Genomic DNA, 12,572 nt, shown 5'->3' with positions numbered 1-12,572 from the left:
CCCCCGCCCCCAGGACCTCGCGATGATCGACAACCTGCCCCCCCTGCGCGAGGTGATCGCGACCCATGACCTGCGCGCGAAAAAGCAGCTGGGCCAGAACTTTCTCCTGGACCTGAACCTGACGCACAAGATCGCGCGGCAGGCGGGCGACCTGACCGGATGCGACGTCCTCGAGGTCGGTCCCGGCCCCGGCGGTCTGACCCGTGGCCTGCTGGCCTGCGGCGCGCGCCACGTGCTGGCCATCGAAAAGGACCCCCGCGCCCTGCCCGCGCTGGAACAGATCGCCGACGCCTATCCCGGCCGCCTGACGGTCATCACCGGCGACGCGCTGCAGATCGACCCCTTGGCGCACCTGACGCCGCCGATCCGCGTGGCCGCGAACCTGCCCTACAACGTGGGAACCGAGCTGCTGATCCGTTGGCTGACGCCCCGGGACTGGCCACCCTTCTGGCAATCGCTGACGCTGATGTTCCAGCGCGAGGTGGCCGAACGCATCGTGGCCCGTCCCGGCTCCAAGGCCTATGGTCGGCTGGCGCTGCTGGCGCAGTGGCGCGCGGACGCGCAGATCGTGATGTCCCTGCCGCCCGAGGCCTTCGTGCCCGCGCCCAAGGTCTATTCCGCGGTCGTCCACCTGACCGCCCTGCCCCAGCCGCGCTYCCCCGCCGATGCGGCGATCCTGTCACAGATAACAGGGGCCGGCTTCAACCAGCGCCGCAAGATGCTGCGCGCCAGCCTGAAAGGCCTGCACCCCCAGATCGAGGCGCTGCTGGACAGCGTCGGCATCCCCCCCACCGCCCGCGCCGAGGAAATCGAGCTTGAACGCTTCTGCGCCCTGGCCCGCGCGCTTCAGGCGGCCCGGCAAGGCTGATCCCGCGCCATCGGGCTGGCATCGACGCGGCGTACACTCCAACTTGACGGCGGTCATGGACCGATCACGACAAAGGGCGCGCCGATCTGGCGCGCCCTTTCCTATCTTTCCGATGATCGGCCCGGATCAGTCCTGATCGCCCTCGGGGCGGACAGGGGCCGGACGCTCGGCCTCGGCCACGGGCTTGCGGCGGCTGCGGGTCGGCGCAGGCGTCCCGTCCTCGGACACGGCACGCGGTGCGCGGGGACGCGAGACGCGGGTCCGTGCGGGCTTGGCCGGGGCTTCCGCCTCGGGCGTGCGGACGGCGGCGCCGCCGTCGTCCTCAGTGGCAGGCATCACCTCGGGCAGGCTGGGCTGCTGCAGGAACTGCGGTGCGTTCTCCTCGGACAGGTCGGGACGCGGGTCCTGACGCGGCTCGACGCGCGCGTCCAGGCGCGGCTCGGACCGCGGGCGCTGCTCACGCGGCTGGTTGTCGCGCTGACTGTCACGACCCTGATTGTCGCGGGCCTGATTGTCGCGGGCCTGATTGTCACGATTCTGATTGTCGCGGGGTTGGCTGTCGCGACCCTGGTTGTCACGGGGCTGACCATCGCGGGCCTGGTGATCGCGCTGGCCGTCGCGGGGCTGGTGTCCGCCATCGCGCTGCTGGTCCCGCTGCTGTCCGCCGTCGCGCTGCTGATGGTCGCGGCGCTGGTTGCCCTCGCCCTGCTGGCCCTGGTTGCCGTTCTGGCCACCATTGTTCCGATCGCCGCTGTTCTGGCCACCGTTGTTCTGACCGCCGGTCTGGCCGCCCTGGTGATAACCATGGCTGCCGATGTTGCTCTGATAGCCGTCATCGTCGGGGCGGCCCTGGCGTTCGGCCATCTCGCGGTTCGCCTCGCCCAGCATGCGGGTGTAATGCTCGGCGTGCTGCAGAAAGCTCTGCTCCGCGACGCGGTCATGGGACAGCTGGGCGTCGCGCGCCAGCGTCAGGTATTTCTCGATGATCTGCTGGGGGGTGCCACGCACCTTGCCCTCGGGCCCCGAGCTGTCAAAGACGCGATTGGTGATGTTCCCCAGCGTGCGCTGGCGGTTCGATTTGCTACGCGAGCGGGATTTTGATGATCTCATCAGTCTTGTCTGTAATGTTTCCGGGCGTCGGGATGCCAGCGTGAACTGGACGGCGGTGTCGGACGGATACGGGGGCTGTGACCACTCCGTTCAGCCCTGCCTTGCCCAACCGCGGCGCACCAGATGCACCCTTCGGTATCGGCAGTTGTCAGGCTGACCCATGCGACGGCTAGGGCCTGTCGCACGCTGCCGACTAACCATGCAATGACGGGCCAGACAAGGGAAAACTGCGAAAACCACGCCGAAATGGGCGTCAAACCGCCGCAGCGGGCGCGAAATCCGCCAGCACCACCCGGTCGCGTCCATCCAGATCGGGCAGCACGCGCACCTGCGCGCCCTGCGCCCGGAACAGCGCCGCGACCGCCGCGCCCTGGGTCGGTCCGATCTCGACCAGGGCGGCGCCCTTTGGCGACAGCAGACCGCGCACGCCCGCCGCGATGGTGCCATAGGCGCCGAGCCCGTCGCCTTCGTCCGTCAGCGCATGGCGGGGTTCCCAGTCGCGCACGTCGGGGTCCAGCAGCGCCATCTCGATCGCCGCGATATAGGGCGGGTTCGACACGACCAGGTCGAACGGCCCCTCGACCCCGTCCAGCCAGTCGGCCTGGCGGAACCGCGCGTCGACGCCGATCCGCCGGGCATTGTGACGCGCCACCTGCAGCGCGGCCTCGGATATGTCGGTGCCCAGGCCCGTCGTCCCCGGACGCGCCGCCAGAAGCGAGATCAGGATCGCCCCCGTCCCCGTCCCCAGGTCCAGCACCCGCCGCCAGGGCCGCGCCAGTGCCGCCTCGACCAGCGCCTCGGTCTCGGGGCGCGGGTCCAGCGTGTCGCGCGTAACCTTGAAGCGATGCGCCCAGAAATCGCGGAAACCGGTGATCTGGGCCACGGGCTGGCGCAGGGCGCGGGCCGCGATGCCGCGGTTGAACTGCGTCGCCTGATCGTCGGTCAGCGCGCGGTCGTCGGTGATGCGCAGCTGGCCCGGCTCGATCTCCAGCACCGCGGCCAGGATGCGGTCGGCATCACGCGACGCGCCCGCGATGCCCGCCGCGCGCAGCAGCGCCGTGCCCTGGGCCTGGGCGTCCGACAGCCTCACTGCGCCTCGGCCAGGCGGGCGGCCTGGTCATGGGCGGTCAGCGCGTCGATGATCTCGGCCAGGTCGCCGGCCATGACCCGGTCCAGGGCATAAAGCGTCAGGTTGATGCGGTGGTCGGTCATGCGGCCCTGCGGAAAGTTATAGGTGCGGATGCGCTCGCTGCGGTCGCCGCTGCCGACCTGCGCGCGCCGGTCGGCGGATCGTTCGGCATCGGCGGCGGCGCGCTGCATGTCATAGAGACGGGCGCGCAGCACGGCCATCGCGTTGGCGCGGTTCTGGTGCTGCGACTTCTCGCTGCTGGTGACGACGATGCCGGTGGGCAGGTGGGTGATGCGCACGGCCGAATCGGTCGTGTTGACATGCTGGCCGCCCGCGCCGGACGCGCGCATCGTGTCGATGCGGATGTCGGTCGCGGGAATGTCGATCTCGACGTCCTCGGCGGCCTCGGGCAGGACGGCCACGGTGGCCGCGCTGGTATGGATGCGCCCGCCCGATTCGGTCGAGGGGATCCGCTGCACCCGGTGCACGCCGGATTCGTATTTCAGGCGGGCAAAGACGCCCTCGCCCTCGATCCGGGCGATGGCCTCCTTGATGCCGCCCAGCTCGGTCCGGGTCAGTTCCAGCGTCTGGAACTGCCAGCCCTGGGCCTCGGCGTGGCGGCGGTACATCTCCAGCAGGTCGCCCGCGAACAGCGCGGCCTCGTCGCCCCCGGTTCCGGGGCGGATCTCCAGGATCGCGGGGCGCGCGTCCGCGGCATCGCGCGGCAGCAGCGCCAACCGCAGGTCCTGCTCCAGCGCGGGCAGCAATGCGCCCAGACGGCGCAGCTCGTCCTCGGCCAGGTCGCGCATCTCGGGATCGGCCAGAAGGGCGCGGGCCTCGACCAGCCCGTCCTGGGCGGCGCGCCAGCGGTCGATCTGGGCAACGACCGGCTTCAGCTCGGCATATTCGCGGCTGATCCTGGCGATCTGGTCGGCGGCGGGGCCGGCATTCAGCTGCGCCTCGAGAAACTCGAAGCGGGCGGCGATCTGGTCAAGGCGGTCCTGGGGCAACATGGATGCGGCTTACCCCCCGGCCCCGGACCGTACAAGCGCCCTTGCATTCCGGCACGACGCCGGGGGGGTCCGGGGGGCGCGCAGCCCCCCGGCGCGGCGCGGGACGCAACTCATCGCCGCGACCAGCCGAACAGCGCGATCAGCTCCAGCGCGACATGCGCGCCCGCGATCGCCGTGGCCCCGGTCGTGTCATAGGGCGGAGAGACCTCGACCACGTCGCCGCCGATCAGGTCGATCCCCGCCAGCCCGCGCAGCAGCGTCGCCGCCTGCCAGCTGGCCAGCCCGCCCCAGACCGGGGTGCCGGTGCCCGGCGCAAAGGCCGGGTCCAGCGCGTCGATGTCGAAGGTCACGTAGCAGGGCCGGTCGCCGACCACCGCCCGCACCCGCGACAGCGTCGCCTCGATCCCGTCCCGATGCACCGACGGCGCATCCAGGATGGTCACGCCCAGCGTGTCGGGATTGTCGGTGCGGATGCCGATCGACACGCTGGCCGCCGGGTCCACGATCCCCGCCTTGATCGCCTTGTACAGGAACGTGCCGTGGTCGATCCGGTCCGGGTCGTCGTCGAACCATGTGTCGGAATGCGCGTCGAACTGGATCAGTGCCACGGGCCCCCGCCGCGCCGCGACCGCGCGCAGGATCGGCAGCGTGATGAAATGATCGCCCCCCAGGGTGATCGGCGCCGCACCCGCATCCAGGATCGCGCCGACATGCGCCTCGATCCGGGCCGGCACCTCGCGGACATTGGCGTAATCGAACGCCATGTCGCCGTAATCGACCACGTCCAGCACCGCCATCGGATCATAGCCCCAGCCATAGGGCGGATCGAAGGCCTGCAGGCTGGACGCCTCGCGGATCGCGCGCGGTCCGAAGCGTGTGCCGGGCCGGTGAGTCACCGCCTGGTCGAAGGGGATGCCCGTCACCGCGACGTCGACGCCGCCCAGGTCCTTGGTATAGCGGCGGCGCAGAAAGCTGGTGGCCCCGCCAAAGGCGTTCTCGAAGGACAGCCCGCGCAGGCTGTCGCGCGTGAAGGCCTGATCCACCTGGGTCTTCGCATCTTCCAGCGCCATCGCCGCTCCCCCTGTCGTGCCGGCGGCCAGATTGGCCGCGCGCATGGACGGGCGCAAGGGGCGCCGGACGCGGCCGGGGGCGAAAACCCTTGCATCCGCGCGGTTCGCTGCTATGACACGCCATCCTTCCGCCTGAGCTTGACTGTAACGGCGCAGCCTCTCGTGACGGGTGCGGAAGGGACGGCCCGTCGATGAAATGCGCATTCAAACCGAAAGGATCGCCATGCCTCTGTACGAGCATGTGCTGATCGCCCGCCAGGACCTGTCGAACACGCAGGCCGAAGGGCTGATCGAACACTTCTCGACCGTTCTCGCCGACAATGGCGGCAAGGTCGTCGAGCACGAATACTGGGGTGTGCGCACCCTGGCCTACAAGATCAACAAGAACCGCAAGGGCCACTATGCCTTCCTGCGCACCGACGCCCCCTCGGGCGCCGTGCTGGAGATGGAACGCCTGGCCCGCCTGCATGATGACGTGATGCGCGTGATGACCATCCGCGTGGACGAGCATCAGGAAGGCCCCTCGGTCCAGATGCAGAAGCGCGAAGAGCGTGGCGAGCGCGGTGACCGTGGCGACCGACCCCGGGGCGACCGTGGCGACCGCGATCGCGGCGACCGTGGTGATCGTGGCGGCGACCGCGGCGAACGCCGCGAGCGGAACTGAGAGGATCTGACGAATGGCCAATAAACCCTTCTTCCGTCGTCGCAAGGTCTGCCCGTTCTCGGGCGACAACGCACCTGCGATCGACTACAAGGACACCCGCCTGCTGCAGCGCTACATCAGCGAACGCGGCAAGATCGTGCCCTCGCGCATCACCGCCGTCTCGGCCAAGAAACAGCGCGAGCTGGCCCGTGCCATCAAGCGCGCGCGTTTCCTGGCCCTGCTGCCCTATGTCGTCAAGTAAGGAGACCTGAACGATGCAAGTCATCCTGCTGGAACGTGTGGCCAAGCTGGGCCAGATGGGCGAAGTCGTGAACGTCAAGCAAGGCTTCGCACGCAACTATCTCCTGCCCCAGGGCAAGGCGATGCGCGCGTCGGAAGCCAACATCAAGGCGTTCGAAGGTCAGAAGGCGCAGCTGGAGACCCGCAACGCGGAGTCGAAGGCCGAAGCCCAGAAGATCGCGGACAAGCTGGACGGCCAGACCTTCGTGGTCATCCGTTCCGCATCCGATTCGGGCGCGCTGTACGGCTCGGTCACCACGCGTGACGCGGCCGAGGCCGCGACCGAGGCCGGCTTCACCGTCGACCGCAAGTCGGTCGTCCTGCGCGAGCCGATCAAGGACCTGGGCCTGCATGACGTCACCGTCGTGCTGCACCCGGAAGTCGAGGCGACGATCACCATGAACGTCGCCCGCTCGGCCGAAGAGGCGGAGCTGCAGGCGCAGGGCAAGTCCATCCAGGACATGGCCGCCGAAGCCGACGCCGAGGCCGAGTTCGAGATCGCCGAACTGTTCGACGACATCGGCGGTGCCGATGACGGCGAAGGCGACGACCGCGACCGCAACTGATCCCACCGGATCAAGCGCAGACTTTTTTGCCGCGCCGGGAAACCGGCGCGGTTTTTCATTCGTTCCTGTCAAAATTCTCCTTGCTGTGACACATCCCGACATGGACCTGATGACTGGACCCGACATCGCCCCGGCCCCCTTGGCCGTGGCCAAGGAAGTGGTGATGACCGACGCGCTGTCCCTGATGCTGCAGACCCGCCCGCACGTGCTGGCCGACGGCGCAACGGGGACCGCCCTGTTCAACATGGGCCTGGACGCCGACACCCCGGCCGAGATCTGGAACGCCACCCATCCCGACCGCATTGCCGCCCTGCACCGCAGCGCGATCGAGGCCGGGTCCGATCTGTTCCTGACCAACAGCTTTGGGGCGAATGCCAGCCGTCTTGCGCGCCATGGCGCCGCCGCCCGCGTCACCGAACTGAACCGCCGCGCCGCCGAGATCGCCCGCGATCAGGCCGACCGCGCGGGCCGCACCGTCATCGTCGCGGGCAGCATGGGCCCCAGCGCCGAATTCATGGCCCCGATGGGCAGCCTGACCCATGCGCGTGCCGTCCAGATGTTCCACGAACAGGCCGAGGCGCTGCGCGACGGCGGCGCCGACATCCTGTGGGTCGAGACCCTCTCCTCGCTGGAGGAGCTGCGCGCCGCGGCCGAGGCCGCGCGCCTGGCCGGCATGGCCTGGTGTGGCAGCCTCAGCTTTGACACCGCGGGCCGCACGATCATGGGCGTGACGCCCGGACAGCTGGCCGCCGCGGTGGAACGTTTGCCCAATCCGCCCGTGGCCTATGGCGCCAATTGCGGCGTCGGCGCGTCCGACCTGCTGCGGTCGGTCACCGGTCTTGCCGCATCGGGCAATGAACGCCCGACCATCGCCAAGGGCAACGCGGGCGTGCCGCATCTGCAGGATGGCCATATCCATTACGACGGCACGCCCGAACTGATGGCCGATTACGCCTGCCTTGCGCGCGACCTGGGCGTGCGGATCATCGGCGGCTGCTGCGGGACCATGCCCGCGCATCTGCGCGCGATGCACGAGGCGCTGGAGACCCGCCCCCGCGGCCCCCGCCCCGCGCTGGACCGAATCACCGCACTGCTGGGCGCCTTCAGCAGCTGCGGCGAGGACGACCGCCGCCACTAGAACAGCGACAGCTGGTCCCCGGCCTTGGGCGGCGGCCCGAACCGCGAACAGTCCAGCGCCGGCCCGCCCGTGCGGTACCCCAACCTGGTTCGCGCCAGCCGGAACCGCTGCTGGGCCAGTTGCGCGTGCAGGCCCTCTCCGCGAAACCGGTGGCCGAAACGCGGGTCGTTGTCGCGTCCGCCGCGCATGTCCTGCACGCGGTTCATCACATGCGCGGCCATCCCCGGCCGGTGCCGTTCCAGCCAATCGCGAAACAGCGGCGCGACCTCATGTGGCAGACGCAGGGGGATCATCGTGGCGGNGGTGGCGCCCGCCTCGCGCGCGGCGGTCAGGATGGCCTCGATCTCGGGCTCGGTCAAAACGGGGATGACCGGGGCGACCATCACGCGGACCGGCACGCCTGCGCGTGACAGATCCCGGATCATCCGCAGACGGGTCGCGGGTGCCGGCGCGCGCGGTTCCAGCGTGTGGGCCAGATCCGCGTCCAGCGTGGTGATGCTGACACCCACCGAGGCCTGATCGCGTGCCGCCAGTTCCGCCCACAGGTCCAGATCGCGCAGGACTGTCTGGCCCCGCGTCACCAATGTCACCGGGTGGTTCCAATCGCGCAGCACCCGCAGGATACCGGGCATGATCGCAAGTCGCTTTTCGACCGGCTGATAGGGATCGGTGTTCGTGCCCAAGGCGATCGGCGCGGGGCGATAGCTGGGCCGCGCCAGTTCGCGCGCCAGCAGGTCGGCCGCATCGGGCTTTGCGGTGATCCGCGTCTCGAAATCCAGACCCGGCGACAGGCCCAGCCAAGCATGCGTCGGCCGCGCATAGCAGTAGATGCAGCCATGTTCGCACCCCCGATAGGGATTGATCGACCGGTCGAAGCTGATGTCCGGAGAGGTATTGCGGGTGATGATGCTGCGCGGGCGCTCGACCGTTACCTCGGTCCGCAGCAGGGATTGATCCTCGGCGATGTCCCAGTCGTCGGCTTCGCGGGTCCTGACCTGCTGTTCGTACCGCCCCGCGGGGCGAGTGTCGGCCCCACGGGCCTTGATGCGCTGGTCGGGATCACGGGGCGGAAGCATCTTGCAATTATAGAACATAATAAGAACATCGCAAGCCCCCGGTTGATGTTCCGCAAGCCCGCCCACATCTCTGATCCGACGCAATCACAGGACATCCCGATGAGCGACGACTATACCCCGCCCAAGGTCTGGACCCCGGGCAAGGAGAATGGCGGCCAGTTCGCCAGCATCAACAAGCCCACCGCCGGGGCCCAATATGACCGCGACCTGCCCGTGGGCCAGCATCCGCTGCAGCTTTATTCGCTGGCAACGCCCAACGGGCAGAAGGTCACGATCCTGCTGGAGGAGCTGCTGGAGGCCGGCCATGACGCCGAATATGACGCGTGGCTGATCAAGATCGGTGACGGCGATCAGTTCGGAAGCGGCTTCGTCGCGGCGAACCCGAACAGCAAGATCCCCGCACTGATGGACCATTCGGTCAGCCCCCCGCAGAGGGTCTTCGAATCAGGATCCATCCTGCTTTACTTGGCCGAGAAATACGGGGCCTTCCTGCCCACGGATCCCGCCGCACGAACCGAGACATTGAACTGGCTGTTCTGGCAGATGGGCGCGGGCCCCTATCTGGGCGGCGGCTTCGGGCATTTCTACGCCTATGCACCCACCAAGATCGAATACGCGATCGACCGATTTACGATGGAGGTCAAGCGTCAGCTTGACCTGCTGGACAAGCGCCTGGCCGATAGCCGCTTCATCGCGGGCGACGACTACACCATCGCCGACATGGCGATCTGGCCGTGGTACGGGCGACTGATCACGGGGGGCGCCTACGGCGATGCGGCGACCTTCCTGGATGCCGAAAGCTATCGCAACCTGCATCGCTGGCAGGCCGAGATCGCGGCGCGCCCGGCGGTTCAGCGTGGCATCATGGTGAACAACGTGTCCGGCGATCCCGCGAAACAGCTGCATGAACGCCATGACGCGTCGGATTTCCAGACGAAGACGCAGGACAAGCTGCAGGCATGAGGAAGGGGGGCGTTGCCCCCCGTCCTTCGGACTCCCCCCAGGGTATTTGGACAAAGGAGAATGACATCTTCTTTGCCCAAATACCCCACCGGGGTCCGGGGGTGTGAAACCCCCGGCTTCGACCGATCAGTTGCGCGCGCGGTCGACCATCTTGCCCTTGGAGATCCAGGGCATCATCTCGCGCAGCTTGGCGCCGACCTGTTCGATCTGGTGCTCGTCGTTGATGCGGCGCGTCGCCTTGAATGACGGCTGGCCGACGGCGTTCTCCTGCATGAAATCGCGCACGAACTTGCCGGTCTGGATGTCGCGCAGGACGGCCTTCATGCGGGCTTTCGTCTCGTCATAGGGCAGGATGCGCGGGCCGGACACGTATTCGCCGTATTCAGCCGTGTTCGAGATCGAGTAGTTCATGTTCGCGATGCCGCCCTCATAAATCAGGTCGACGATCAGCTTGACCTCGTGCAGGCACTCGAAATAGGCCATTTCGGGCTCGTAGCCGGCCTCGACCAGCGTCTCGAAGCCCATGCGGATCAGTTCGACCAGGCCGCCGCACAGGACCGCCTGTTCGCCGAACAGGTCCGTCTCGCATTCCTCGCGGAAGTTGGTCTCGATGATACCCGACCGGCCACCACCGATGGCCGAGCAGTAGGACAGGCCAATATCCATCGCCTTGCCCGAGGCGTTCTGATGCACCGCGACCAGGCAGGGCACGCCGCCGCCCTTGGTGTATTCGCCGCGCACCGTGTGGCCGGGGCCCTTGGGCGCCATCATGATGACATCGACGCCGGGCTTGGGCTCGATCAGGCCGAAATGCACGTTCAGGCCGTGGGCAAAGGCGATCGCCGCGCCTTCGCGCAGGTTGTCATGGACGTACTTCTTGTAGGTCTCGGCCTGCAGTTCGTCGGGCATGGTGAACATGATGACGTCGCACCAGGCGGCGGCTTCGGCGATGCCCATGACCTTCAGGCCCTCGCCCTCGGCCTTCTTGGCGGACGGGCTGCCCTCGCGCAGGGCCACGACGACGTTCTTGGCACCGCTGTCACGCAGGTTCAGGGCGTGGGCATGGCCCTGGCTGCCATAGCCCAGGATCGCAACCTTGGCGTCCTTGATCAGGTTCACGTCGCAATCGCGGTCATAGTAAACGCGCATGGGGAAGTCCTTTCGATTTGCTGATACCGTTCTAACCTGTGGACCGGGTTCGAACCTCCGCATTCGATCAATGGTTCAGGCATCTTGCGAAAAGATCATGCCATGATTATGCCAATCTCATGACTTTCATGCCCGCCCCAACCGATCGCCGCATCCTGCGCCAGCTTCTGGCCGATCCCGCCGCCGCCAATGCAACGCTGGCCGAACGCGCGGGCGTCACCGCGGCCAGCCTGTGGCGACGGATGGAGCGGATGCGCGAGGCGGGCGTCCTGCGCGGCGTGCAGGCCCGCATCGACTGGCGCGCGATGGGCTGGGCGGTCGAGGTCAGCCTGCGCTTCACGCTGGACAAGACGAACCCGCGCGCCTTCGACGAGTTCGTCGCGGCCCTGCGCCAGGTCCCCGAGGTGATCGAGATCCAGTCCTTCCTGGGCAGCGTCGACTGGCGCGCCTCGGTCATCGCCCGCGACATGGCGCATTGGCAGCAGGTCTATCGCGACCGCATCCTGACCCTGCCGCATATCGCCGAACTGGACGCGCTGATGCTGGTCGCGACCATCAAGGACAGCGAGGACCTGGCCCTGTGACCGACCTGGACGCGACCGATCTGGCCATCCTGCGGGCGCTGGCACGCGACGCGACCACCAGCGCCGCCGATATCGGGCGCGCGGTCGGCATCGGCCAGCCTGCCGCATGGCGGCGCATCAGGCGGCTGACGGATCAGGGCGTGATCGCCGGCCGGCGCGTGGTGCTGGACTCGGCCGCGCTGGGCTTTGGCGTGACCGTGTTCCTGGGGATCAAGCTGGCCGCCAAGGGCCGCACCGGGCTTGAGGATTTCGAACGCGCCGTCACCGCCATCCCCGAGGTGCAGCTGGTCCAGCACGTCCTGGGCCAGTTCGACTACCGGCTGCGAATCACCGCCCGCGACATCAGCGATTTCGAACGCATCCTGCGCCGCCGCATCATGACCCTGCCCGGCGTGGGCCAGGTCGAGGCGAACGTGATGCTGTCCGAGGAACGCTGCCCCGGTCCCTTGGGCTGAGGGAACATCGGCGTGGGTCCCCTGTTGGGGGCAGGCACTTCTTGTGAAAGGCCATGCCATGACCCATGTCCGCTTCCTGGCGACCATCGCCGTCTCGACCGTTGCGATGTTGGCGATGATGTATCTGAACACCTGGGATCTGTCGCATGTCCGGTTCAGTCAGACCCGCGCCTGGATGGCCCTGTATATGGGGGGCGGGATGGCGATCGTGATGCTGGTCGCGATGTGGAGGATGTTCGCGAACCGCCGCGCCAATGTCGCGACCCTGGCGGGGGCGGCCGTCGTCCTTGGCCTGGGCGTCGCGATGGTGCGCAGTCAGGCGACGGTGGACCAGGTGTCCTGGATGAAGGCGATGATCCCGCATCACTCCATCGCCATCCTGACCAGCACCCGGGCAAAGATCACCGATCCCCGTGTCCGCGCACTAGCCGATGGCATCATCGAGACGCAGCGCCGCGAGATCGCCGAGATGGAGGCGCTGATCGGCGAATTGGAGGGCGCCAGGTGA

The 12,572-nt window shown here is 68.1% G+C and carries 15 protein-coding genes; 9 read left to right on the top strand and 6 right to left on the bottom strand.

The window, feature by feature from the left end:
• Positions 1–22: 22 nt before the first annotated feature.
• Positions 23–868, top strand: coding sequence for a 16S rRNA (adenine(1518)-N(6)/adenine(1519)-N(6))-dimethyltransferase RsmA (gene rsmA, locus GBO37_RS17300; protein ID WP_252930167.1), 846 nt, complete (start codon positions 23–25; stop codon positions 866–868).
• Positions 869–994: 126 nt separating this feature from the next.
• On the opposite strand, the gene GBO37_RS17295 is transcribed toward rsmA, so the two are convergent.
• From GBO37_RS17295 to speB, 4 genes are all read right to left on the bottom strand, one after another.
• Positions 995–1,978 (bottom strand): DUF4167 domain-containing protein, encoded by a 984-nt coding sequence (locus tag GBO37_RS17295; protein WP_252930165.1) that lies wholly within the window; start codon positions 1,976–1,978, stop codon positions 995–997.
• A 253-nt stretch (positions 1,979–2,231) separates the two neighbouring features.
• The gene (gene prmC / locus GBO37_RS17290; protein ID WP_252930164.1) at positions 2,232–3,068 is read right to left on the bottom strand and encodes a peptide chain release factor N(5)-glutamine methyltransferase; all 837 of its coding nucleotides are present in this window, start codon (positions 3,066–3,068) and stop codon (positions 2,232–2,234) included.
• Positions 3,065–4,120, bottom strand: a complete 1,056-nt coding sequence (prfA, locus tag GBO37_RS17285; protein ID WP_046000018.1) for a peptide chain release factor 1 — start codon at positions 4,118–4,120, stop codon at positions 3,065–3,067. Before prfA ends, prmC begins: the two co-directional genes overlap by 4 nt.
• A gap of 110 nt (positions 4,121–4,230) precedes the next feature.
• Entirely contained in the window at positions 4,231–5,190 is a 960-nt protein-coding gene (gene speB / locus GBO37_RS17280) for an agmatinase (protein ID WP_148911334.1), read from the bottom strand.
• A gap of 223 nt (positions 5,191–5,413) precedes the next feature.
• On the opposite strand from speB, the gene rpsF reads away from it, so the two are divergent.
• The 4 genes from rpsF to bmt all read left to right on the top strand — a co-directional run bounded on the left by rpsF (position 5,414) and on the right by bmt (position 7,837).
• Positions 5,414–5,854 (top strand): 30S ribosomal protein S6, encoded by a 441-nt coding sequence (gene rpsF, locus GBO37_RS17275; RefSeq protein WP_045981105.1) that lies wholly within the window; start codon positions 5,414–5,416, stop codon positions 5,852–5,854.
• Between the two features lie 13 nt (positions 5,855–5,867).
• Positions 5,868–6,095, top strand: coding sequence for a 30S ribosomal protein S18 (rpsR, locus tag GBO37_RS17270; protein WP_042247758.1), 228 nt, complete (start codon positions 5,868–5,870; stop codon positions 6,093–6,095).
• A gap of 13 nt (positions 6,096–6,108) precedes the next feature.
• The gene (gene rplI, locus GBO37_RS17265) at positions 6,109–6,699 is read left to right on the top strand and encodes a 50S ribosomal protein L9 (RefSeq protein WP_127897869.1); all 591 of its coding nucleotides are present in this window, start codon (positions 6,109–6,111) and stop codon (positions 6,697–6,699) included.
• 163 nt (positions 6,700–6,862) lie between these two features.
• The gene (bmt, locus tag GBO37_RS17260) at positions 6,863–7,837 is read left to right on the top strand and encodes a betaine--homocysteine S-methyltransferase (RefSeq protein ID WP_252930193.1); all 975 of its coding nucleotides are present in this window, start codon (positions 6,863–6,865) and stop codon (positions 7,835–7,837) included.
• Here the strand turns inward: bmt and GBO37_RS17255 are convergent.
• Positions 7,834–8,913 carry a PA0069 family radical SAM protein gene (locus GBO37_RS17255; RefSeq protein ID WP_252930163.1) on the bottom strand — a complete coding sequence of 360 codons (1,080 nt, stop codon included), beginning with the start codon at positions 8,911–8,913 and terminating at the stop codon, positions 7,834–7,836. The two genes, bmt and GBO37_RS17255, sit on opposite strands and share 4 nt — an antisense overlap.
• Before the next feature lie 99 nt (positions 8,914–9,012).
• Between GBO37_RS17255 and yghU the strand changes: the two genes are divergently transcribed.
• Positions 9,013–9,876, top strand: coding sequence for a glutathione-dependent disulfide-bond oxidoreductase (yghU, locus tag GBO37_RS17250; RefSeq protein WP_252930162.1), 864 nt, complete (start codon positions 9,013–9,015; stop codon positions 9,874–9,876).
• Positions 9,877–10,002: 126 nt separating this feature from the next.
• On the opposite strand, the gene ilvC is transcribed toward yghU, so the two are convergent.
• Positions 10,003–11,025, bottom strand: coding sequence for a ketol-acid reductoisomerase (gene ilvC / locus GBO37_RS17245; RefSeq protein WP_045981101.1), 1,023 nt, complete (start codon positions 11,023–11,025; stop codon positions 10,003–10,005).
• Between the two features lie 128 nt (positions 11,026–11,153).
• On the opposite strand from ilvC, the gene GBO37_RS17240 reads away from it, so the two are divergent.
• From GBO37_RS17240 to GBO37_RS17230, 3 genes are read left to right on the top strand one after another with little or no spacing between them, the layout of a single operon-like run.
• Complete coding sequence (locus GBO37_RS17240) at positions 11,154–11,609, top strand: Lrp/AsnC family transcriptional regulator (protein WP_252930160.1); 456 nt, start codon at positions 11,154–11,156, stop codon at positions 11,607–11,609.
• Positions 11,606–12,064: an Lrp/AsnC ligand binding domain-containing protein gene (locus tag GBO37_RS17235; RefSeq protein ID WP_252930158.1), complete on the top strand. Its 459-nt coding sequence runs from the start codon at positions 11,606–11,608 to the stop codon at positions 12,062–12,064. Before GBO37_RS17240 ends, GBO37_RS17235 begins: the two co-directional genes overlap by 4 nt.
• Positions 12,065–12,122: 58 nt before the next feature.
• Complete coding sequence (locus GBO37_RS17230) at positions 12,123–12,572, top strand: DUF305 domain-containing protein (protein WP_252930156.1); 450 nt, start codon at positions 12,123–12,125, stop codon at positions 12,570–12,572.

This window comes from Paracoccus sp. 08 (assembly GCF_024105395.1).
Lineage (GTDB): Bacteria > Pseudomonadota > Alphaproteobacteria > Rhodobacterales > Rhodobacteraceae > Paracoccus > Paracoccus marcusii.
This window is presented reverse-complemented; position numbering and strand designations above follow the sequence as displayed.

Excerpts from the sequence above, each read along its gene's own strand:
- GBO37_RS17295 (WP_252930165.1), bottom strand. The coding sequence starts at position 1,978 with ATGAGATCATCAAAATCCCGCTCGCGTAGCAAATCGAACCGCCAGCGC.
- prfA (WP_046000018.1), bottom strand. The coding sequence starts at position 4,120 with ATGTTGCCCCAGGACCGCCTTGACCAGATCGCCGCCCGCTTCGAGTTT.
- speB (WP_148911334.1), bottom strand. The coding sequence starts at position 5,190 with ATGGCGCTGGAAGATGCGAAGACCCAGGTGGATCAGGCCTTCACGCGC.
- rpsF (WP_045981105.1), top strand. The coding sequence starts at position 5,414 with ATGCCTCTGTACGAGCATGTGCTGATCGCCCGCCAGGACCTGTCGAAC.
- rpsR (WP_042247758.1), top strand. The coding sequence starts at position 5,868 with ATGGCCAATAAACCCTTCTTCCGTCGTCGCAAGGTCTGCCCGTTCTCG.
- rplI (WP_127897869.1), top strand. The coding sequence starts at position 6,109 with ATGCAAGTCATCCTGCTGGAACGTGTGGCCAAGCTGGGCCAGATGGGC.
- bmt (WP_252930193.1), top strand. The coding sequence starts at position 6,863 with ATGACCGACGCGCTGTCCCTGATGCTGCAGACCCGCCCGCACGTGCTG.
- yghU (WP_252930162.1), top strand. The coding sequence starts at position 9,013 with ATGAGCGACGACTATACCCCGCCCAAGGTCTGGACCCCGGGCAAGGAG.
- ilvC (WP_045981101.1), bottom strand. The coding sequence starts at position 11,025 with ATGCGCGTTTACTATGACCGCGATTGCGACGTGAACCTGATCAAGGAC.
- GBO37_RS17240 (WP_252930160.1), top strand. The coding sequence starts at position 11,154 with ATGCCCGCCCCAACCGATCGCCGCATCCTGCGCCAGCTTCTGGCCGAT.
- GBO37_RS17230 (WP_252930156.1), top strand. The coding sequence starts at position 12,123 with ATGACCCATGTCCGCTTCCTGGCGACCATCGCCGTCTCGACCGTTGCG.